The following is a 21,634-nucleotide window of genomic DNA, read 5'->3' on the forward strand; positions in this document are numbered from 1 at the left end:
GACAGAGATGTTTTCCGACCGAACCCGTTCCCACCATCCGCGCGACCGGCATCTGCCCGACCGCCGCGCGCATCATCCGGACCTGACCAAGCTGCTTGGCTGGAAGGCCATGCAGGCGGAGAAGGACATCCCCGGCGATCGTTGGGAGGAAGAGCGGAGATGGGCCCTGCGCATGGGCCTGACCGGCGCCGAGTCGATCGAGGACAAGTCGATCCCGACCTTCGCGCGCGGAGAGCTGCCGCATTACGCGGGGATCAACACCTTCCTGAAGGCGCCCTATGCGGAGGACGTGCTGGAGGTGGCGAATTACGACGCCACCGTTCTGGGGATACCGTTCGACGGCGGCACGACCTACCGGCCGGGCACACGGTTCGGGCCGCAGGGGGTGCGCAAGATCTCTGCCTTGTACACGCCTTACAATTACGAGATCGGGGTCGACCTGCGGGAGCAGATGACGCTGTGCGATGCGGGGGACGTGTTCACCATCCCGGCGAACCTCGAAAAGAGTTTCGACCAGATTTCGCGGGCGGTGAGCCATGTGTTCTCCTCGGGTTCCCTGCCGATCATGATCGGGGGGGATCACTCCATCGGCTTTCCCTGTGTGCGGGGGATCGCCGAGTGCACCTCCAAGAAGATCGGGATCGTGCATTTCGACCGGCATGCCGACATCCAGGAGAAGGATCTGGACGAGCGGATGCACACCACGCCGTGGTTCCATTCGACCAACCTGCCGAACGTGCCAGCCAAGAACCTCGTGCAGGTCGGCATCGGCGGCTGGCAGGTCCCGCGCGAGGCGGTGAAGGTCGCGCGCGAACGCCAGACCAACATCATCACCATGTCGGACATGGAGAAGATGGGCATCGACAAGACCGCAGAAATGGCGCTGGAGATGGCCTGGGACGGGGTGGACATGGTCTACATGTCCTTCGACATCGACAGTATCGACTGCGGTTTCGTGCCCGGCACCGGCTGGCCGGAACCGGGCGGGTTCCTGCCGCGCGAGGCCCTGGCGCTGGCGTCCAAGGTCGCGGCGCAGGGGATCTGCGGGATGGAACTGGTCGAGGTCTCGCCGCCCTACGACACCTCGGACATCACGGCGTTGATGGGGACGCGGGTGATCGTGGACGTCCTGGGGGCGATGGTGGCGCATGGCACGCTCGGCAAGCACAAGCAGCATATCGACAAGCCGGTGAGCATTCCGCACGGGGAGTTCTCGGGGAAGCGTTGGTCGAATGATGCGCCGCATTTCTGAAGCCGCAGTGATGGAGATGGCGGGAGCGAGGGGCCTGCCCCTCGCGCTCCCCGGGATATTTCCGGCAAGACGAAACGTTGGATGGCAGGGAGGAACCCGGCATGCCGCATGATCATCACCATGACCATCACGACCACCATCATCCGCACGATCACAATCATCCGCAGGACGCGGATCACCTGCATTCGCATCTGCACCATCACGACGACGCGGCCGACCTGCAGGTGCTGGCGACCCAGTTCATAGACGGTTTCGTGAAGGCCGCCGACAAGGCGGCCTACCTGCGGCTGGCCGGGGTGCCGCTGGAACGGCCCGGGACCGGCGGGGCAACCGCCCTGAAGCTGGTGGACGTGGAGCTGACGACGGAATGGCAGGTCGGCACGGCCTCGCCTTCGTTCGGATCGCGGGAGCTCAGCTACCTGCCCTATCCGGGCGAGATGGTGCGGGAACGGACGAACATGGCGCTTGTCTATGTCTCGATGGACGAGAAGGACCGGCTGGATATCCGGACATTTCTGAGAGGGAAGCTGAAGGGGTAACGGCGGCTTCGGGGCCTCTCGCACTTGCCGACGCCCCCCTCACCCCGGCCCTCTCCCCCGTGGGGAGAGGGAGTGACGTTGCGCGCGGGGTGGCGGGAGGGCGTCATAGTCGGACTTGATCCGAGGTCTTCACCCCGCGGCACAGCACCCCGTCATGCTCGGGTCAGGCCCCGGATCTTCTCCCGCCCGATCCATCCCTCAAGGTCCCCGGATCAAGTCCGGGGACCGGGTGAGAGGCGGCGGAGGGATCCTCGGGTCGGGCCCGAGGATGACGGGGTGAGGGGTGGAAGCCGGGGGCCGGTCCCTTGCGCGGGCGGGTGCGTTACGCCGCGACCGTTACCGTCGTGCCCCATTCCGCGCAGAGCGCGTCGAGCCGTTCGGGAAGGGGGGCGTCGGTGAAGACCGTGTCGACCTCGGACAGGGAGCCGAGGACAACCGGCGCGGTGCGGGTCAGCTTGGACGCGTCGGTCACGAGGAAGGTGCGGCGGGCCTGGCGCAGGATCATCCGGCTGACCCGGACCTCGGCGAGGTCGTAGTCGAGCATGTCGCCCTCCTCGTCCAGCGCCGACGTGCCGATCACCGCGAAATCCGCCTTGAACTGGGTGAACAGATCCGCCGTCAGGTGGCCGACCAGACCGCCGTCGGAGCGGCGCAGGTTGCCGCCGGCGACGATGATGTCGCAGCTTTCGTTGGCGAGCAGGATGTTGGCGACGTTGATGTTGTTGGTGACCACGGTGATGTTGCGGTGGCCGAGCAGTTCGCGCGCCACCGCCTCGGTCGTGGTGCCGAGGTTGAGGATGACGGAGCTGTTGTCGGGGATCGCACGAGCGCAGGCGCGGCCGATGGCGGCCTTCGCGTCCTCGTGCATGCGGCGGCGTTCCTCGTAGGCGTAGTTGACCACGCCGGTGCGCATAACCGCGCCGCCGTGCACCCGATCCAGGTGGCCCGCATCGGCGAGGTCCGACAGGTCGCGGCGGATGGTCTGGAGGGAGACGGAGAAACGCTCGGCCAGCGCCTCCACCCCGACGCGGCCCTCGTTGCGGGCGATTTCCAGGATCTCGGTCTGCCGGATGTTGAGCGCCATTGTGGTCCTCCGGATTTCAGCATTGCCACAGGTCGCGGGGCCTGTCAGCAGCGACTTTCGCTGCACCTGCGAAATACTGTGTTCATGCGCGCTTTTGCGTTCGATACGGTAAAAACGCGCAAAAACGAAAATTTCCCTTTGACATGGCCGGCAGACTCGCTGTCTTTTCGGGCACGAGCGAGGGAGGCGCGACGTGACGACCGGACAGGGCCAGACAGAGCCCGTCGATCTGTTCATCATCGGTGGAGGGATCAACGGATGCGGGATCGCGCGGGACGCGGCCGGTCGCGGCCTGTCCGTGGCGCTGGCGGAGATGGGCGATCTCGGACAGGCAACCTCCTCAGCCTCGACCAAGCTGTTTCACGGCGGGCTGCGCTATCTCGAGTATTTCGAATTCCGGCTGGTCCGCGAGGCGCTGAAGGAGCGCGAGGTGCTGCTGTCGGCCATGCCGCATATCAGCTGGCCGATGCGGTTCGTTCTGCCGATCCACCGGGACATGCGGTTCGAGAACGACACGCCGACCTCGCGCCTGCTGTCGCTGGTCATGCCCTGGATGAAGGGGCGGCGTCCGGCCTGGCTGATCCGGCTTGGCCTTGTCCTGTACGACACCCTTGGCGGGCGGAAGGTGCTGCCGGGCACGCGGCGGGTCGACCTCGGCTCCGACGCGGCGGGGGTGGCGCTGAACGACCGCTTTGCCTTTGCCTATGAATATTCCGATTGCTGGGTGCAGGACGCGCGACTGGTCGTGCTGAACGCGCGGGACGCGGAGGCGCGCGGGGCCGAGGTCATGGTGCGTACGAAGGTCACCGAAGCGGTGCGGGACGGTGCGCTGTGGCGGATCACGACGGAGGGGCCGGAGGGTTCGCGGATCCACATGGCGCGGGCGCTGGTCAACGCGGGCGGGCCCTGGGTAGACGATGTGCTGCGGCAGACCGTGCGGATGAACGACCGGGCGCATGTGCGGCTGGTGCGCGGCAGCCATATCGTGACGCGGCGGCTGTTCGATCATGACCGCTGCTATTTCTTCCAGGGCACGGACGGGCGGATCATCTTCGCCATCCCCTACGAACAGGACTTCACCCTGATCGGCACCACGGATCAGGATCACGACGGCGCGCCGTCCGAGGCGGTCTGCACGGATGCGGAGAAGGATTACCTCTGCGCCTTCGCATCGCAGTATTTCGACCGGCCGGTGACGCGCGAGGATATCGTCTGGACCTATTCCGGGGTGCGGCCGCTTTACAATGACGGGGCGAGTTCGGCCACGGCTGCGACGCGGGATTACGTGCTGACGGTGGCGGACAGCGACGGGGCGGTGCCCCTGCTGAACGTCTTCGGCGGCAAGATCACCACCTACCGGCGGCTGGCGGAAAGCGCTCTGGCGAAGCTTGCCCCCTATTTTCCCGCGGCGGGCGGCGACTGGACCGCCGGGGTCACGCTGCCGGGCGGGGATTTCGCGGTGACGGAGACCGGCCGGGTCACGGAAGGGCTGGCGCGCGACTATCCCTTCCTTGGCGAGAAGTGGGCAGAGCGGATGATCCGGCATTACGGCACGGAAGCGCGGCAGATCCTTGGCGCGGCGCGGGATGCGGGCGGGCTGGGGCGCGACTTCGGCGCGACGCTGAGCGAGGCGGAGGTCGGCTGGCTGATGGACCGGGAATGGGCGCGCACGGCGGAGGATGTCGTCTGGCGGCGCACCAAGCTGGGGCTGCGGATGACCAAGGCGCAGATCGAGGCGCTTGGCACCTACATGGCGGACCGCCTGCGCGGCGCACCGGCAGTGCCGGGTGTCAGCGTGGCAGCACAGGGAGGCGCGGCATGACGCTGGAGCTGAAAGGCGTGAGCCGGGTGGTCGGGGGCCGAACGCATATCCATCCGACCGACCTGACGCTGCAGAAGGGCACGATGAACGTACTGCTCGGGCCGACGCTGTCGGGCAAGACGTCACTGATGCGGCTGATGGCGGGGCTGGACCAGCCGACCGAGGGGCGGGTGTTCTGGGACGGGCAGGACGTGACGGGCATGCGCGTGCAGGACCGGCGCGTCGCCATGGTCTATCAGCAGTTCATCAATTATCCGGCGATGACGGTCTACGACAACATCGCGTCCCCCCTGCGGCTGATGAAGGTCGGCAGGGCCGAGGTCGACGCCCGTGTGCGCGAAACGGCGGAGCTGATGAAGCTGACGCCGATGCTGGACCGGAAACCGCTTGAGCTTTCGGGCGGGCAGCAGCAGCGCTGCGCGCTGGCCCGGGCGCTGGTGAAGGACGCGGGGCTGGTGCTGCTGGACGAACCGCTCGCCAACCTCGATTACAAGCTGCGCGAGGAGCTTCGGGTGGAGATTCCGCGCATCTTCGAGGCCTCGGGCGCGATCTTCGTCTATGCCACGACCGAACCGGAGGAGGCGCTGCTTCTGGGCGGCAACACCGCCGCGCTCTGGGAGGGCCGGGTGACGCAGTTCGGCTCGACGTCGGAGGTCTACCGCAAGCCCGGGGACCGGGTGACGGCGCGGGTGTTTTCCGATCCGCCGATGAACTTCATCGCGCTTGAGAAATCGGGGCATCGGCTGTCCTTCGGGTCGGCGGTGAACGCCCCGGCGGCGGGCGCGCTGGCCGATCTGCCGGACGGACGTTACATCGCCGGGTTCCGGCCCAACCACGTTGAGATGGAGGGGCACAACACCGGCGAGGCCGTGGTCTTCGACTGCACGCTGTCGGGGATCGAGATCACCGGGTCGGAGACCTTCCTGCATCTCGACCATGCCGGGGCGAAGTGGGTCGGCCTGGTGGAAGGCGTGCATGCGCCGGAGGTCGGCGCGCCGATCCGGGTCTGTGTCGATCCGGCCTTCGTCTACCTGTTCACCGAGGACGGGGCGCTTGCCGCGCCCGCGCCCTACGCGGCAGCGGCCTGAGGGGGGACTATGGCACGGATCACGCTCGACAATCTCGCCCACAGCTACCTGCCCGCGCCGAAGGGCGAGGCGGATTACGCTCTCAAGCAGATGGACCATGTCTGGGAGGACGGCGGGGCCTATGCGCTGCTCGGCCCCTCGGGCTGCGGGAAGTCGACGCTGCTAAACATCATCTCGGGGCTGCTGATCCCGTCGCAGGGCCGCGTGCTGTTCGGCGATCAAGACGTGACCCGCGCGCCGACGGCGGCGCGCAACATCGCGCAGGTGTTCCAGTTTCCGGTGGTCTACGACACGATGACGGTGCGCGAGAACCTTGCCTTCCCGCTGCGGAACCGGGGGATGGACGCGGGCTATGTGACCCGCCGGGTCGGCGAGATTGCCGAGATGATCGGCATGGCGGATGTGCTGGACCGCAAGGCGCGCGGACTGACGGCAGATGCGAAGCAGAAGATCTCGCTTGGACGGGGGATGGTGCGGGAGGACGTGAACGCGATCCTCTTCGACGAACCGCTGACGGTGATCGACCCGCACATGAAGTTCGAGCTGAGGACCCAGTTGAAGGCACTGCACCGGCAGTTCGCGCATACGATGATCTACGTGACCCACGACCAGACGGAGGCGCTGACCTTCGCCGACAAGGTGGTGGTGATGTACGACGGGCGGGTGGTCCAGATGGGCACCCCGCAGGAGCTGTTCGACACGCCGGAGCATACGTTCGTCGGCTATTTCATCGGCTCTCCGGGCATGAACATTCTGGATGCGGAGGTGTCCGGGGCGATGGCGCGGGTGAAGGGGGCGGAGGTTCCGCTTGGCCTTGGATACGACGCGCTGACGGGTCGGGTGCAGATCGGCGTGCGACCGGAGTTCTGTTCGCTGACCAGCGGTGCCGGGCTGCCGATCCGGGTGACGCGGGTCGAGGACGTCGGGCGGCATCGCATCGTGCGCGGCGAGACGGAGGCCGGGGCGGTGAACATCACCCTGCCCGAGGGCATGGCCGTGGAGGCCGGTGCGGACCGGGTGGTCTTTGCGCCGGAGCGGGTGAATGTCTACGCCGACGACTGGCGGGTGCGCCCCGCGCGGGGGGTGGCGTGATGGGTGCGGTCTCGGTTGCGTGTGCGCGGGGTACTGATTCCTTCGTGGAAGGCGGTTTGCGCCTTGTGCGGGGTGGTTTCCCCCTCACAAAGGGCGCTTCCCCCCTCACAAAGGGCGCTTTCCCCCTCACCCCTGCCCTCTCCCCCGTGGGGGAGAGGGAGTCCTGTCGCGCGGGCGGGGGCGGTTTGAGTCGTGACCCCCTCCCCGGCCCTCCCCCTGTCAGGGGGAGGGAGCGGCGTTGCGATGGCATCGGCGTCATCCTCGGACTTGGTCCGAGGACCTCATGGGGCGCGATGTGCGTGGTGACAGAAGTTCCTCGGCGCGAGCCCGACGACGACTGGCCAGCGGGCGCCGCTGCAACGCTACGGGTCGTGCTCGAGGATGACGAGGTACCACCGGTCAAACCCGCGGGCGACGGGTCACGCGGCACAACGGGAGACCTGCGGATCACATCCGGGGGTGACGGAATGAGCGGACGGAGGGCAGCCTGATGGAGAAGACACAGAACAACCGGGCGTGGTTCCTCGTTCTGCCGGTGCTGGTGCTGGTGGCCTTTTCGGCGGTGATCCCGCTGATGACCGTCGTGAACTATTCCGTGCAGGACACCTTCGGGAACAACCAGTTCTTCTGGGCGGGGCTGGAGTGGTTCGAGGAGATGCTGTCCTCGGACCGGATGTGGAACGCGCTTGGCCGGCAGGCGATCTTTTCGCTGGTGATCCTCGCCATCGAGGTGCCGCTTGGCATCTACGTGGCGCTGAACATGCCGAAGAAAGGTGTCTGGGCCTCTGTCTGTCTGGTCCTGATGGCGCTGCCGCTGCTGATCCCGTTCAACGTCGTCGGCACCATCTGGCAGATCTTCGGGCGGGTGGACATCGGGCTGCTTGGCCGGACGGTGAGCGCGCTCGGGCTGGACTACAACTATACCTCGGACCCCTTCGCGGCGTGGATCACGGTGATCGTGATGGATGTCTGGCACTGGACGTCGCTGGTCGCGCTGCTGGCCTATGCCGGGCTGCAGTCGATCCCGGAGGCCTATTACCAGGCCGCGCGCATCGACCAGGCGTCGAGATGGGCGGTGTTCCGCTATATCGAGCTTCCGAAGATGCAGGGGGTGCTGCTGATCGCCGTGCTGCTGCGCTTCATGGACAGCTTCATGATCTACACGGAGCCCTTCGTGGTCACCGGCGGCGGGCCGGGCAATACGACGACCTTCCTGTCGATCGACCTCGTCAAGATGGCGATCGGGCAGTTCGACCTTGGACCCGCGGCGGCCTTCTCGATCATGTATTTCCTGGTGATCCTGCTGATTTCCTGGGTGTTCTACACGGTCATGACCAACCTCGACAAAAGGGACGGTGTCTGATGGCCGAGACCAGCATGAGCACCGCCGGACAGGCCGCGGGAACCCGCCCGAAAAGCGCGCTGGCGCGGCTGCGGCCAAACGGGTCGGCGGTGGTGATGACGCTCTACCTCGTCTTCCTGCTGCTGCCGATCTACTGGCTGCTGAACATGAGCCTGAAGACCAACAACGAGATCCTCGGGGCCTTCTCGCTCTGGCCGCGCGACCTGACGCTGGACAACTACCGGGTGATCCTCACCGACCCGTCCTGGTACATGGGTTACGTCAATTCGCTGATCTACGTGGTGATGAACACGGTGATCTCGGTCGCGGTGGCGCTGCCGGCGGCCTACGCGTTTTCGCGCTACAGCTTCATGGGCGACAAGCACCTGTTCTTCTGGCTGCTGACCAACCGGATGGCACCGCCCGCGGTCTTCGCGCTGCCCTTCTTCCAGCTGTATTCCTCGGTCGGGCTTTTCGACACGCATATCGCGGTGGCGCTGGCGCACTGCCTGTTCAACGTGCCGCTGGCGGTCTGGATCCTTGAGGGGTTCATGCGCGGCGTACCGAAGGAGATCGACGAGACCGCCTATATCGACGGCTACGGTTTCGGGCGGTTCTTCCTGCGGATCTTCACCCCGCTGATCGCGTCCGGCATCGGGGTCGCGGCCTTCTTCTGCTTCATGTTCTCCTGGGTGGAGCTGCTGCTGTCGCGGACGCTGACCACTGTGGACGCCAAGCCGATCGCGGCGATCATGACCCGGACGCAGGGGGCCTCGGGCGTGGACTGGGGCGTGCTGGCGGCGGCGGGCGTGCTGACCATCGTGCCGGGGGCCTTGGTCATCTATTTCGTGCGCAACTACATCGCCAAGGGCTTCGCCCTGGGGAGGGTGTGATGGAAGGGGTTGTTAACCTTTCCCATGTCATCCTCGGACTTGATCCGAGGATCTCCCTTCATGTGTCGCGGCCTGCGGCAGGAGAGTCTCGGGTCGTGCCCGAGGAAGGCGGCGCGTGCTTGGGCCTGCCGCCGGCAGATCCTCGGATCAAGTCCGAGGATGACGATCACTTTGAAACCGATGTCGGTCTACATGATGTCCAACAGGCCGGGCGGGGTGCTTTACATCGGTGTCACCGGAGACCTGATGCGTCGGGTCTGGCAGCATCGCACGCATTCGGTTCCCGGATTCACCGATCGCTACAACCTGGTGCGGCTGGTGTGGTTCGAGATGCACGAGACTGCTTCGGAGGCGATAAGGCGGGAGAAGGCGCTGAAACGCTGGAACCGGGACTGGAAGACCGGGCTGATCGAAGAGGTCAATCCGATGTGGCGGGATTTGTGGCCGGAGATTTCGGCGCCCTGACGCCTGCCATTGCCACCCCACGCTGCGTCATCCTCGGGCTTGACCCGAGGATCTCCGGCTGGCCGTCGCACCCTGCGGCGGGAGATCCTCGGGTCGAGCCCGAGGATGACGTGTCGCGACCGGAGGGAAGGCGTCCGATCAGGGTCGAGGATGACAACACACTGACAGCAATCCGGAGGACCCGCTGATGGCATGGATGGCATGGACCTGGCCGACGGCGGTCTTCTTCGGGGTCATCGCGGCGCTTCTCATCACCTTCACGATCCTCGCGATCCGCTTCCCGGAAACCCCGCGCACCGGGGTGCTGGGGATCGAGACGACGCGGGGGGACCGGCTCTTCATCACGCTTCTCGGCGCGGCCTTCATCAATCTCGCGTGGCTCGGTCTGACCGACGCGGCGCAGTGGTGGGGACTGGGCCTGTCATTGGTCTATGGCGCGGCGGTGTTCCGCTTCGTCTAGGCCCAATCCACCCGGCCGCGTTCCGGCCGGACACCTCAAAGTTCCAAGGGAGGAAAACATGAGGATCTCACTGAAGAGTAGCACGGCGCTGGTTTTCGCGCTGGCGATGAGCGGCCCCGCCTGGGCCGACATGGACGCCGCCAAGGCGTTCCTGGACGCGGAGATCGGCGATCTGTCGACGCTCTCCCGTGCCGATCAGGAAGCGGAGATGCAGTGGTTCATCGACGCCGCCGCCCCCTTTGCCGGCATGGACATCAAGGTGGTGTCGGAAACCATCACCACGCATGAATACGAGAGCCAGGTGCTGGCCAAGGCGTTTTCCGAGATCACGGGAATCAATGTCACCCACGACCTGATCGGCGAGGGCGACGTGGTCGAGAAGCTGCAGACGCAGATGCAGTCCGGCCAGAACGTCTATGACGCCTATGTCAACGATTCCGACCTGATCGGGACGCACTGGCGCTATCAGCAGGCGCGCAGCCTGACGCAGTGGATGGCGAACGAGGGCAAGGACGTGACCAACCCCGGTCTCGACCTCGACGACTTCATCGGGACCCAGTTCACCACCGGCCCGGACGGAGAGCTGTACCAGCTGCCCGACCAGCAGTTCGCCAACCTTTACTGGTTCCGCTACGACTGGTTCAACGACGAGAAGAACAAGGCGGATTTCAAGGAGAAGTACGGCTACGACCTCGGCGTGCCGATCAACTGGTCGGCCTATGAGGACATCGCGGAGTTCTTCACCGGCCGCGACCTGAGCCACATGGGCGTGACCGGCGACATCTATGGCAACATGGACTACGGCAAGAAGGACCCGTCGCTCGGCTGGCGTTACACCGATGCGTGGATGTCCATGGCCGGGATGGGCGACAAGGGTGAGCCGAACGGCCTGCCGGTCGACGAATGGGGCATCCGGGTGAACGAGAAGTCGCAGCCCGTCGGGTCCTGCATGGCGCGGGGCGGGGCGACGAACTCTCCGGCGGCCGTCTATGCGGTGACCAAGGCGATCGAATGGCTTCAGAAGTATTCGCCCCCGGCTGCCGCGGGCATGACCTTCGGCGAAGCGGGTCCGATCCCGGCGCAGGGCAACGTGGCCCAGCAGATGTTCTGGTACACGGTGTTCACCGCGGACACGGTCAAGCCGGGCCTGCCGGTGATGAACGAGGACGGCACGCCGAAGTGGCGCATGGCCCCCTCGCCGCACGGCGCCTACTGGTCGGAAGGGACGAAGATCGGCTATCAGGACGTGGGTTCCTGGACGATCCTGAAGTCCACGCCGGATGACCGGGCGAAGGCGGCCTGGCTCTATGCGCAGTTCGTGACCTCCAAGACGGTGGACGTGAAGAAGGCGCATGTGGGTCTGACCTTCATCCGCGAGTCGACCATCCAGGACAAGAGCTTCACCGAGCGCGCCGACAAGCTGGGCGGCCTGGTGGAATTCTACCGTTCCCCGGCCCGCGTGGCCTGGTCGCCGACGGGCACCAACATCCCCGACTACCCCAAGCTGGCGCAGCTGTGGTGGCAAAACATCGGCGATGCGATGTCCGGCGCGAAGACCCCGCAGGAGGCGCTGGATGCGCTTTGCGCGGAGCAGGAGAAGGTGCTGGAGCGGCTTGAGCGCGCAGGCGTTCAGGGCGAGCTTGGTCCGAAGATGAACGAGGAGCAGGATCCGCAGTACTGGCTGGACCAGCCCGGTTCTCCGAAGCCCAAGCTGGAGAACGAGGACGAGGAGCCGAAGACCATCTCCTATGACGAGCTGATCAAGTCCTGGAACTGATCCGGGGCCGGTGACATGAGACGGGGCCCTGCGGGGCCCCGTTTTCCTTAGGGGGTGCAGGGGCTTTGCCCCTCTTGAGCCGGCGGCTCAATTCACCCCAGGATATTTCGGGCAAGATGAAGGAGCGGGGGAGCATGGGATACGTTCTGGCAGTGGATCAGGGCACGACGTCGAGCCGGGCGGTGGTGTTCGACGCGGCGCTGAAGGTCGTGGCCTCGGCGCAGGAAGAATTCCGGCAGATCTTCCCGCGCTCGGGCTGGGTGGAGCATGACCCGGCGGATATCTGGGCGACGGTGGCCGCGACCTCGCGCGCGGCGATCGAGCGGGCGCGGGTGGACGTGGCGGAGATTGCCGCGATCGGAATCACCAACCAGCGGGAGACGACGCTGGTCTGGGACCGGGCAAGCGGCGAGCCGGTCGGCAACGCCATCGTCTGGCAGGACCGGCGCACGGCAGAGGTCTGCGCGCGGCTGAAAGCCGAGGGCGCGGAGGCGGATGTGACGGCGCGCACGGGGCTGCTGCTGGATCCCTATTTCTCGGCCACCAAGCTGGGGTGGATCCTTGCGAATGTCGAAGGCGCACGGGCACGGGCCGAGGCGGGAGAGCTGCTGTTCGGGACCGTCGACTGCTATCTGATCTGGAAGCTGACCGGCGGGCGGGTACATGCGACGGATGCGACCAACGCGGCGCGCACGATGCTGTATGATATCGGCAGGGGCGTGTGGTCGGACGAGCTTTGCGCGCTGTTCGGCGTGCCCATGGGAATGCTGCCGGAGGTCCGGGATTCGAACGGCGATTTCGGGGTGACACGGGCCGATCTGTTCGGGCGGGAGATCCCGATCCTCGGCGTGGCCGGGGACCAGCAGGCGGCGACCATAGGGCAGGCCTGTTTCACACCGGGGATGATGAAATCGACCTACGGGACCGGGTGCTTTGCCCTGCTCAACACCGGGGTAGAGATGGTGCGGTCGCAGACGCGGATGCTGACGACCGTGGCTTACCAATTCGACGGCACGCCGACCTATGCGCTGGAGGGATCGATCTTCATCGCCGGGGCGGTCGTGCAATGGCTGCGGGACGGGCTGAAGATCATCCGCGAGGCCGGGGAGACTCAGCCGCTGGCGGAAAAGGCGGACGCCGCGCAGGACGTGGTGCTGGTCCCGGCGTTCACCGGGCTTGGCGCGCCTTACTGGAATGCGGAGTGCCGGGGGGCGGTGTTCGGGCTGACCCGCGCGACCGGACCGGCGGAGATGGCGAAGGCGGCGCTGGAAAGCGTCGGGTTCCAGACCCGCGACCTGCTGGAAGCGATGCAGGCCGACTGGGACGGGGCCGGGGGCGGCACGGTGCTGCGGGTCGACGGGGGGATGACGGCCTCGGACTTTGCCATGCAGTTCCTTGCCGACATCCTCGGCGCGCCGGTGGATCGGCCGGAGGTTCTGGAGACCACGGCCAAGGGCGTGGCCTGGGTTGCCGGGTGGCGGGCGGGAGTCTGTCCGGGGCCGGAGGATTTCGCGAAGGACTGGGCGCTGGAGCGGCGGTTCAAACCGGCGATGGATGCGGCGGAGCGCGACAGGCGGCACGCCCGCTGGCGGGCCGCCGTGCAGGCGACGATGGCGGTGGTCTAGGCCATGGCGCTGCGGTTGCCGGGGCGGGTGCTGACGGGCCGGGGCTGCCGGGCGCAGGCGGCGGCGGGAATCGTCAGGCTCGGGCGGCGGGTGCTGCTGGTCCGTTCAGCCTCCGTCGGGTGGTCGGACGTGCTGGCGGAGGAGCTGCGGGGCTTGGGCGCTGAGGTGTCGCTCTGGCAGTCGCGGGGGGAACCGGACCTTGGGCAATTGCTGACGGCGCGGGCCCATGCAGCGGCGTTTGGACCGGAGGTGGTGGTGGCGGTCGGGGGCGGATCGGCGATCGACCTCGGCAAGGCGCTGGCGGCGCTGATCCCGGCGGCGGGCGATCCGGTGGTGCATTTCGAGGTGGTGGGCGAGGGCCGCGCGCTGGAGGCGGACCCCCTGCCCTTCGTCGCGGTGCCCTCGACCTCCGGCACCGGGGCGGAGGCGACGAAGAACGCGGTCATCGCGATGCCGGGGCATGGGGTGAAGGTATCGCTGCGGGACGACCGGATGCTGGCGGCGCTGGCCGTGGTGGACCCGGCGCTGACGGATGGGTGTCCGCGCGGGGTGACGCTGGCTTCGGGGCTCGACGCGGTGGTGCAGGTGATCGAGCCTTACCTCAGCAGCCGGGCGACGGCGGAGACGGATGCGATCTGCCGGGAGGCGATCCCCATGGGTCTGGCGGCGCTGGCGCGGCTGATGGAGGGCGAGTCGGCCCCGGCGCGGGACGACATGGCCCATGTGTCGCTGTCGGGCGGCATCGCGTTGGCCAATGCGGGGCTGGGCGCGGTGCACGGGCTGGCCGGGGTGCTGGGCGGCATGACGGGGGCGGCGCACGGGATGCTGTGCGGACGGCTGATGCCGGGGGTGCTGCGCGCCAACCGGGCGGCGGCGGAGGCGGCGGGGATGGACCTGCGGCGCTTTGCCGAAGTGGCGGGGTGGATCAACGCGGCCTATGGCGCGGGCGATGCGGCGGCGGTCCTGGAGGCGCGGATAGATGGCTGGGGTCTGGCGCGGCTGGGCTCCACCGGGCTGGTCAGGGCGCAGTTCGCGGAAGTGGCGGCGGGCGCGGCGCGGTCGTCGTCAATGAAGGCGAACCCGGTGGTGCTGTCAGAGGCGGCGCTGACAGAGATCCTGGCCGGGGCGATGTAACCGGGCTTTCGGCTTGACCCCCGGCCCGTGTCGTGCGGAATTGTGTTTCGCATAACGGGAGGAACATCATGGATATCAGCACGCTCTTTTCGCTTGAGGGCAAGGTCGCGGTCATCACCGGCGGGTCGCGCGGGATCGGCAAGCATTTCGCACGGGCGTTCATCGACGCGGGGTGTTCGAAGGTCTACATCACCGCGCGCAAGGCGCAGGCCTGTATCGAGACGGCGGAGGAGCTTGGGGAGAAATGCGTCGCCCTGCCCCATGACCTGTCCACCATGGAAGGGATCGACGGTTTTGTCGCCGACCTGAAGAGCCACGAGAGCCATGTCGACATCCTGATCAACAACGCCGGGGCGGCCTGGGGACAGGATTACCTGGAGTTCAGCGAGTCGGGCTGGGACAAGACGATGGACCTGAACCTGAAATCGCCGTTCTTCCTGACGCAGAAGATGCACGGGCTGCTGACCGCGAAGGCCACGGCGGAGGAGCCGTCCAAGGTCATCAACATCGCCTCCATCGACGGGCTGCGACTGAATCCGTGGGAGACCTATGCCTATCACGCGTCGAAGTCGGGGCTGATCTACCTGACGCGGCGGGTGGCGGCGCGGCTGCTGGAGGACAACGTGCTGGTGAACTGCATCGCACCGGGGGCCTTCGCGTCGGACATGAACCGGGCGGCGCGGGATCACGGGGACGAGGTGGCCAAGCGGATTCCGCTGAAGCGGATCGGCAATGGCGAGGACATCTCGGCCTGCGCGATCTATCTGGCGGCGCGGTCGGGGAACTACGTGGTGGGGCAGACCATCGCCGTGGACGGCGGGCTTGTCTGGGCGACCATCGGGTCGTCGATCGACGCCTGATCGCCGGCGGCGACCGGAGGGCTCTGCCCTCCGGATCTCCCGGGATATTTCCGGCAAGATGAATGGCATGTCGCCGGTGAACCGGGTCGGGGCGGAAACCGGCGAGTGCGGGACCGTCTGTGGCGGCAGGCTGGCGGCAGGCTGCGGGGGAAAGATGATGGACGGACATCGGGAAAGCGCGCCGCTCCGGCTGATGGCATGCCCGGACTGGGTCTATCTGTTGCGGGAGTTCGACATCCTTTACCGCGACGGGTCGGACGGTGGCTCCAGGGCAATCCGGTCGCATCGCAAACGGGTGCGGGACGCGCTGGCGCGGGTGGTCGAGGGCAATCCGGACATGGCGGGGCGGCAGGCGGCGGCGAAGCCCGTCACCGCGCATCTGGGCCGGGCGCTGGACATCGGCGAACGCGGCGCGGTTCAGGGCCTGGCGCGGGCGCTGAGCCGGGTGTCCGGGCAGCTGACATGGGAATACGGCTACGAGAAGGTACCGAAGGCGCTGGCGGAGAAATATGCGTACTGCGAGGTGCTGGGTCCGCGCGGTCCCGTGCTGTCGGAGCGGCTGATCCTCGGCTTCGTGCTGTTCGCGCCGAAGACCACCTATCCGCAGCATTCGCATCGGGAGATCGAGGAGAGCTATGTCTCGGTCTCCGGGTCCTGGTCGGAGAATGACGCGGCGGTCTATGCGCCCGGTTCGCTGATCCTGAACCGGCCGGGTCACGAGCACCGGATCACCACCGCCGACCTTGCGCCCTGCCTGCTGGCCTATGCATGGGTCGGGCCGCCGGACATGCTGAGCACGCCGGGGATGAAGCTGACAGCGCCGCGCCGGGCCCGCATGGCCGAGGGGATCTGAGCCGGTGCGGCGGCGCGCGGTTGTTTTCGGACTGTCGGGGCTTGGGCTTGCGGGGCTTGCGCTGGCGGGATCCGCGCAGTCTGCGTCGGACGGTTTCCGGACGCCGGTCGCGGTCGGCGCGGAGGAGATCGCGGCTGCGGGAGACAACCCGGGTCATCTGGCACGACGGGCTGAACGGTGCGCCCCTGGTCGACAGCGCGTGGGCCGGGGCGGAGCCGGCGGAGTTCGAGCGGGCGTTCCTGGCGCTGGCCTTGCACGGGACCTTTGGGGCCGGGACCTGTCGGGTGCAGGCGGAGCGGTATGACAGCGCCGGGCCGCGCCCCCTGCCCGCGCGCTTCACGGTAACGGAAGATCACCGACGGCTGCTGCAACTGGCCTGGTGGCGCCCCTCGGGGATCGATCCGAAGTATCCGTTCGGAACGCGGGAGGACTATCCGATCGACATGGCGCTTGGTCTCGGTCGGGCGGTCGGGCCGGGTTACCGGATTTCGGAAGTGCTCAGGTCGGAGATGGAGGGCCTTTACCGGGATCTCTGGATCGTCGTCGGGCTTTGGCTGGACGCGGTCGCGCTGACGCCCGGACGGTACCAGTTGCCGTGGCGGGGCGTGCGGGCGAACTGGGGGCTGCGGCAGACTCCTCCGCCGGCCGCAGAGGTGGCGGACTATCAGGCGAAGGTGCCGCGGATCGAGGCGGCAGCCCATGCGGGCGACCCTGTGGTGGACCGGCTGAATGCCGAGGGGCGGCTGTTCGGGAAGATCTAGCCCCCCTGCCCCGGCAGGCTGTTGACGAAGTCGCGCAGCAGGGCGGCGCGGCGGGGGCGGAAGCTGGTCTCGCCCGGGGCTGCGGAAATCATCCGGGAGATGTGGAAGCGCCGGTAGTCCATGCGCAGGCGGCAATGGGCCAGCAGCATCAGCGTGTATTCGGTGTAGGAGAGGGAGAGCGGCCAGACCTCGCGCTCCGTCACCGCGTCGGAGAGGTCGCGGTAGCAGATCAGCAGGCTCCGTTCCTCCCAGCAGGCGGCGCGGATGAGGTCCATGTCGACGGCGATCTCGGGCCTCGTGTCGGGCACGCGCCAGCTGTGCATGACGTGGTGCATGGCCTGGCGCGCCTGACGGTCCGGCAGGGTGGCGAGGATGCGGGCCATGGCGGTGCGCCCCGCCGCCGTCATCACCGGGTCGCCGATCTGTTCCAGCGTGGCGGTGGCGAGCATCAGCGCCTCGATCTCAAGGCGGTCGAAGCTTTGCGGGGGAAGCGCGGGGTCCTCCGTCAGGGTGTAGCCGAGGCCGGGCGCGCCGTCGATCAGCGCCCCGCCCGCACGCAGGGTGGCAATGTCGCGATAGAGCTGGCGGAGGGAGACGCCGGATTCCCCGGCCAGCCGCGCGGCCGTCACCGGCGGCGGCAGGCGGCGCAGCACGTCCATCAGGCGCATCAGGCGGTCGGTGCGGGCCACGGGGATCCTGCCGTAAACTGTCAGTATGCGCAGCGTAGTCTGACGGGGTCAGAAACGAAAGGACATGTCATGACGACGCTTTATCATTCTCCGAATTCGCGGTCCTCGGCCGTGGCGGCGCTGGTGCGCGAGTTGGAGGCCGAGGTGGAGATCCGCGTGGTCTCCATCCCGCGCATCGACGGCACGGGCGGGGCGGATGCGGCCAATCCGCATTTCGAGAAGAAGGTGCCCTATCTGGTCGACGGGGCGGAGGAGGTGCACGAGCGGGGCGCGATCATGGCTTATCTCACCGACCGGTTCCCCGCCGGAGGGCTCGGCCCGCTGCCGGGTGAGGCGGGGCGCGGGGCCTACCTGTCCTGGCTCAGCTATTACCAGGGGGTGATGGAGCCGGTGTTCCTGATGCACTACGCCGGGGTCACGCATCCGGCGGTGCATGCCGCGATAAGGAATTTCGACGCGATGATGGAGCGGCTGAACACGACGCTGTCGCGCGGCCCCTGGCTGCTCGGGGAGCGGTATTCGGCGGCGGACCTGCTCTGCTCCTCCCCGTTCCTGTGGTTCACGGAGATGGCAGAGGACTGGCCGGTGGTGAAGGACTGGGTGGCGCGATGCGCAGCACGGCCCGGCGTGGTGGCGACGCAGGCAGCGGACCGGGAGGCGATGGCAGCCTGATCCGGAACGGCGCGGCGTCAGGACAGCGCCGCGCCGTATTCCAGGATGACGGGGACGACGAGATCCTCCTCATCCTCCAGATGACGGTGCAGGAAGCTGCGGAAGGCGCGCTGCCGGTCGAGAAGGGCGCGGGCCTCGGCCTCGTCGTCCTCTCCGGCGGCGATGCGGCGCAGGACGGCGTTGGTGCCTTCGGCGAGCGCGTGAATGTGACCGTCGAGCGCGTGGTGGTCGCGGTCGAGGATCTCGAACCCCTGCGCCAGACGCGAATCCAGCGGGATGAACTGGGGGAAGTAGTGGTCGTCCTCGATCCGATGATGGCCGTGCAGCTGGTTGAGGAACATGGAGGTGTAGTGCTGAAGTTCTCTCCCGTAGCGGGGGTTGGCGCGGTCGAGGCGTTTTTCGGACCCCTCCACCAGCAGGTCGTTCAGCTGGCGGAACATGCCGTGACGCTCAAGCCAGAAGGCGGTGAGGTCGTTGAAATTGGGATGCCCGCGCCAGTCGGTGCGGGGATACATGTCGGCCAGCACGCGCAGGTGTTCCGGCAGGCCCTTGCGGGCGTCGAGGGAGAGGGGATCGGTCATGTCGTGGATGTAGGCCAACCGGGCATCGGGACCAAGGGTCAGAGCATCTTCTGCGCCGGCAAGGGCGGGGTTACGGCGCGTTTCTTGATGACGTGTTCGCGCCAGGTGATGTAGCTGATCGCGCCGATGATCATCAGCCCCCCGGCAATGACAAAGGGATCCACGGGTTCGTGGAACAGGATCGCGCCGAGGGACACGGCCCAGACCAGTTGCAGGAAGGTGACCGGCTGCGTGACGGTGATCGGCGCGGCCCTGAAGCCCAGTGTCATGAGATAGTGCCCGACTGTCGCGAAGGTGGCGGTGACGAACAGGATGCCAAGCTGGAACCAGGTCGGCGTGACCCAGACCGGCGCGGCGATCGGGATCAGCCCGATGGTGACCCAGACCGACAGCATGGTGACCACGGCGACCGGGTCGGTTTCGTCGGTCAGGTGCTTGGCCAGCAGGTAGGACCCGGCGAAGACGATAGCGGCGACCAGCATGGCGTAGTGGCCCGGCCCGATCTCGCGGAAGCCGGGGCGGAGGATCACGACCGCTCCGACCAGGCCGACGACGATGGCGAGGATGCGGCGCATCGCCAGCCGTTCGCCCATAAAGAGCGCCGCGCCGATGGTGACGTAGATCGGCGAGAGGTAGTTCATCGCCGTCACGTCGGCGAGCGGGATCGTCGCCATGGCGTAGAACCAGAGCGCGACCCCGACCGAATGCAGGGCTCCGCGCAGGATGAACAGGCCCCACTGGCGGCGGGTCAGGCGCAGACGCATAATCTGGCGGATCGCCGGAACCAGCAGGACGAGGCCGAGCGCGTAGCGGAGGAAGGCCATTTCGGGCGCGGGCATGACCGGGCCGAGGTATTTCACCAGCACGTTGACCATCACGAAGAGGATTCCGGCGCCGAAGGTCCAGAGGATCCCCTCCACGGGGCGGATATTAGCTGCCGGCATCATGTATTCTGGTTGGCACGTCCGGCGGCGGGCCACAAGAGGCAACGGGCCGTGGCCGCCCCGCACGCGGTTGGTCAGGTCACCAGAGTTGCGGCCAGTGCAATCATCACCGCCCCGACGGCGAGGTCGAGCACGCGCCACGCGCCGGGCCGGGCGAAGACCGGGGCGAGCAGGCGCGCGCCGTATCCGAGGGCGGTGAAGAAGGCGGCCGAGGCGGTGGCGCCGCCCAGAGCAAAGGCCGTCTTGTGGGCATATTGCGCCGACACTGCCCCCATGAGCGCCAGCGTGTCGAGGTAGACATGCGGGTTGCCCCAGGTCAGCAGGAGGCAGATGGCGAGCGTGCGGCGCAGCGGCGTGGCAGTGCCCCCGGTCTGGTCGAGGCTCTGGCCGCCGCGCCAGGCGCTGCGGAGGGCCATGAGCCCGTAGACCAGCAGGAAGGCCGCGCCGCCGTAGCGCATCACCGTGCCGAGGGCGGGCAGCCGTTCGGCCAGCGTCCCGAAGCCCGCCACCCCGGCGACGATCAGCAGGGCATCCGAGATCGCGCAGGTCAGCACGACCGCCGCCACGTGTTCCCGGCGCAGGCCCTGTCGCAGCACGAAGGTGTTCTGCGCGCCGATGGCGACGATCAGCGACAGGCCCAGCCCGAAGGCGGCGGCAAAGGTGGACAGGGTGGTCTGGTCCATGCGGGGTCCTCTTGTTCCGGGACGGGAATAGGGGCAGGGTTCGGATAAGTGAAACGACTTCTGCTGTTGTAAGATTAGAGAAACTGATGCTGGACTATGCACAGCTTGAAACCCTTGCGACGATCCTGCGGCTTGGTTCCTTCGAGGCGGCGGCGGCGGAACTGGGGGTCACGCAGTCGGCGGTGTCTCAGCGCATCCGGGTGCTGGAGGACCGTGTCGGCCAGCCGCTGATCCGGCGCGGGCCGCCTTGCACGGGAACGGAGCTGGGCCTGCGGCTGGCGCATCACGCGGAGGAGGTGGCGCTGATGGAGCGCGGGCTGGACCCGGCGCTTGTCGGCGCGGCCACCCCGCGCCGGGTGCGGATCGCGGTGAACGCCGACAGCCTCGCCGCGTGGATCGTGCCTGCGCTGGCGGCGGCGCGGGCCGCCCTGCCGGGGCTGCTGTTCGAGGCCGTGGTGGACGATCAGGACCATTCCGCCGACTGGCTGCGGCGCGGGGAGGTGACGGCGGCGGTCACGGCGACCGCGCAGCCCCCGGCGGGGTGCGACAGCCACCCGCTCGGCGCGCTGCGCTATCTGGCGACCTGTTCGCCGGCTTTCCTTGCAGAGGGGCGCGGGACGGAAGGCGCGCCGGCGCTGCGGCGGATGGCCATGATGACCTTCGACCGGAAGGACCGGCTGCAGCTGCGATGGCTGGACCGGGAGGCGGGGCCGGGTCCTGCGCCGCCGACGCATCTTCTGCCCTCGACCCAGGCCTTCATCGACGGCGCATTGGCGGGGCTGGGATGGGGCATGAACCCCGAACCGCTGATCCGGTCGCATCTGGCAGAGGGGCGGCTGGTGGAACTGCTGCCCGGCCGCCCGCTTGACGTGCCCTTGTTCTGGCAGGTGTCGCGGCGCATGGCGCCGGTTGTCGCGCCGCTGACACGGGCGGTGCGCGACGCTGCACGGGCCGCCTTGCATTGATCCTTTTGCATTGTCCCACTGGCATTGACGCGGGCGGCGGGGCGCGACAGGCT

The 21,634-nt window shown here is 67.5% G+C and carries 22 protein-coding genes; 17 read left to right on the forward strand and 5 right to left on the reverse strand.

Annotation, left to right across the window (positions count from 1 at the left end; genetic code table 11):
• Positions 1–7 precede the first annotated feature (7 nt).
• A complete protein-coding gene (locus IEV87_RS11660) occupies positions 8–1,252 on the forward strand; it encodes an agmatinase family protein (RefSeq protein ID WP_188477844.1) in 1,245 nt (414 codons plus the stop codon).
• 101 nt (positions 1,253–1,353) lie between these two features.
• Complete coding sequence (locus tag IEV87_RS11665) at positions 1,354–1,791, forward strand: hypothetical protein (protein WP_188477845.1); 438 nt, start codon at positions 1,354–1,356, stop codon at positions 1,789–1,791.
• 322 nt (positions 1,792–2,113) lie between these two features.
• On the opposite strand, the gene IEV87_RS11670 is transcribed toward IEV87_RS11665, so the two are convergent.
• Complete coding sequence (locus IEV87_RS11670) at positions 2,114–2,875, reverse strand: DeoR/GlpR family DNA-binding transcription regulator (protein ID WP_188477846.1); 762 nt, start codon at positions 2,873–2,875, stop codon at positions 2,114–2,116.
• Positions 2,876–3,068: 193 nt separating this feature from the next.
• Here IEV87_RS11670 and glpD point away from each other — a divergent pair, with 193 nt between their 5' ends.
• The 13 genes from glpD to IEV87_RS11735 all read left to right on the forward strand — a co-directional run bounded on the left by glpD (position 3,069) and on the right by IEV87_RS11735 (position 17,047).
• Complete coding sequence (gene glpD / locus IEV87_RS11675) at positions 3,069–4,697, forward strand: glycerol-3-phosphate dehydrogenase (protein WP_188477847.1); 1,629 nt, start codon at positions 3,069–3,071, stop codon at positions 4,695–4,697.
• On the forward strand, positions 4,694–5,785 hold the full coding sequence (locus tag IEV87_RS11680; protein WP_188477848.1) for an ABC transporter ATP-binding protein: 1,092 nt from the start codon (positions 4,694–4,696) through the stop codon (positions 5,783–5,785). Before glpD ends, IEV87_RS11680 begins: the two co-directional genes overlap by 4 nt.
• Positions 5,786–5,794: 9 nt before the next feature.
• The gene (locus tag IEV87_RS11685; protein WP_188477849.1) at positions 5,795–6,877 is read left to right on the forward strand and encodes an ABC transporter ATP-binding protein; all 1,083 of its coding nucleotides are present in this window, start codon (positions 5,795–5,797) and stop codon (positions 6,875–6,877) included.
• A 490-nt stretch (positions 6,878–7,367) separates the two neighbouring features.
• On the forward strand, positions 7,368–8,240 hold the full coding sequence (locus tag IEV87_RS11690) for a carbohydrate ABC transporter permease (protein ID WP_188477850.1): 873 nt from the start codon (positions 7,368–7,370) through the stop codon (positions 8,238–8,240).
• A 14-nt stretch (positions 8,241–8,254) separates the two neighbouring features.
• Positions 8,255–9,112 carry a carbohydrate ABC transporter permease gene (locus IEV87_RS11695; RefSeq protein ID WP_373284053.1) on the forward strand — a complete coding sequence of 286 codons (858 nt, stop codon included), beginning with the start codon at positions 8,255–8,257 and terminating at the stop codon, positions 9,110–9,112.
• Positions 9,113–9,271: 159 nt separating this feature from the next.
• Positions 9,272–9,577: a GIY-YIG nuclease family protein gene (locus IEV87_RS11700; RefSeq protein ID WP_188477852.1), complete on the forward strand. Its 306-nt coding sequence runs from the start codon at positions 9,272–9,274 to the stop codon at positions 9,575–9,577.
• Between the two features lie 187 nt (positions 9,578–9,764).
• Entirely contained in the window at positions 9,765–10,037 is a 273-nt protein-coding gene (locus tag IEV87_RS11705; protein ID WP_188477853.1) for a DUF2160 domain-containing protein, read from the forward strand.
• Between the two features lie 58 nt (positions 10,038–10,095).
• Positions 10,096–11,814, forward strand: a complete 1,719-nt coding sequence (locus IEV87_RS11710; protein WP_188477854.1) for an ABC transporter substrate-binding protein — start codon at positions 10,096–10,098, stop codon at positions 11,812–11,814.
• Between the two features lie 134 nt (positions 11,815–11,948).
• On the forward strand, positions 11,949–13,439 hold the full coding sequence (gene glpK, locus IEV87_RS11715; RefSeq protein ID WP_188477855.1) for a glycerol kinase GlpK: 1,491 nt from the start codon (positions 11,949–11,951) through the stop codon (positions 13,437–13,439).
• 3 nt (positions 13,440–13,442) lie between these two features.
• On the forward strand, positions 13,443–14,573 hold the full coding sequence (locus tag IEV87_RS11720; RefSeq protein WP_188477856.1) for an iron-containing alcohol dehydrogenase: 1,131 nt from the start codon (positions 13,443–13,445) through the stop codon (positions 14,571–14,573).
• Between the two features lie 68 nt (positions 14,574–14,641).
• Complete coding sequence (locus tag IEV87_RS11725) at positions 14,642–15,433, forward strand: SDR family oxidoreductase (RefSeq protein WP_188477857.1); 792 nt, start codon at positions 14,642–14,644, stop codon at positions 15,431–15,433.
• A gap of 154 nt (positions 15,434–15,587) precedes the next feature.
• Complete coding sequence (locus IEV87_RS11730) at positions 15,588–16,286, forward strand: dimethylsulfonioproprionate lyase family protein (RefSeq protein WP_188478422.1); 699 nt, start codon at positions 15,588–15,590, stop codon at positions 16,284–16,286.
• 47 nt (positions 16,287–16,333) lie between these two features.
• The gene (locus tag IEV87_RS11735) at positions 16,334–17,047 is read left to right on the forward strand and encodes a hypothetical protein (protein WP_188477858.1); all 714 of its coding nucleotides are present in this window, start codon (positions 16,334–16,336) and stop codon (positions 17,045–17,047) included.
• On the opposite strand, the gene IEV87_RS11740 is transcribed toward IEV87_RS11735, so the two are convergent.
• The gene (locus IEV87_RS11740; RefSeq protein WP_188477859.1) at positions 17,044–17,736 is read right to left on the reverse strand and encodes a helix-turn-helix transcriptional regulator; all 693 of its coding nucleotides are present in this window, start codon (positions 17,734–17,736) and stop codon (positions 17,044–17,046) included. The genes IEV87_RS11735 and IEV87_RS11740 overlap by 4 nt on opposite strands.
• Positions 17,737–17,805: 69 nt before the next feature.
• On the opposite strand from IEV87_RS11740, the gene IEV87_RS11745 reads away from it, so the two are divergent.
• Positions 17,806–18,408, forward strand: a complete 603-nt coding sequence (locus IEV87_RS11745; protein ID WP_188477860.1) for a glutathione S-transferase family protein — start codon at positions 17,806–17,808, stop codon at positions 18,406–18,408.
• A gap of 17 nt (positions 18,409–18,425) precedes the next feature.
• On the opposite strand, the gene IEV87_RS11750 is transcribed toward IEV87_RS11745, so the two are convergent.
• The 3 genes from IEV87_RS11750 to IEV87_RS11760 all read right to left on the reverse strand — a co-directional run bounded on the left by IEV87_RS11750 (position 18,426) and on the right by IEV87_RS11760 (position 20,616).
• Positions 18,426–19,007, reverse strand: coding sequence for a hemerythrin domain-containing protein (locus IEV87_RS11750; RefSeq protein ID WP_229737544.1), 582 nt, complete (start codon positions 19,005–19,007; stop codon positions 18,426–18,428).
• 20 nt (positions 19,008–19,027) lie between these two features.
• Positions 19,028–19,936: a DMT family transporter gene (locus tag IEV87_RS11755; RefSeq protein ID WP_188477861.1), complete on the reverse strand. Its 909-nt coding sequence runs from the start codon at positions 19,934–19,936 to the stop codon at positions 19,028–19,030.
• Positions 19,937–20,007: 71 nt separating this feature from the next.
• A complete protein-coding gene (locus IEV87_RS11760) occupies positions 20,008–20,616 on the reverse strand; it encodes a LysE/ArgO family amino acid transporter (protein WP_188477862.1) in 609 nt (202 codons plus the stop codon).
• 83 nt (positions 20,617–20,699) lie between these two features.
• On the opposite strand from IEV87_RS11760, the gene IEV87_RS11765 reads away from it, so the two are divergent.
• Positions 20,700–21,581 carry a LysR family transcriptional regulator ArgP gene (locus IEV87_RS11765; RefSeq protein ID WP_373284054.1) on the forward strand — a complete coding sequence of 294 codons (882 nt, stop codon included), beginning with the start codon at positions 20,700–20,702 and terminating at the stop codon, positions 21,579–21,581.
• The last annotated feature ends 53 nt before the right edge of the window (positions 21,582–21,634 follow it).

The sequence above is a fragment of the Primorskyibacter flagellatus genome (assembly GCF_014638275.1).
Lineage (GTDB): Bacteria > Pseudomonadota > Alphaproteobacteria > Rhodobacterales > Rhodobacteraceae > Pseudooceanicola > Pseudooceanicola flagellatus_A.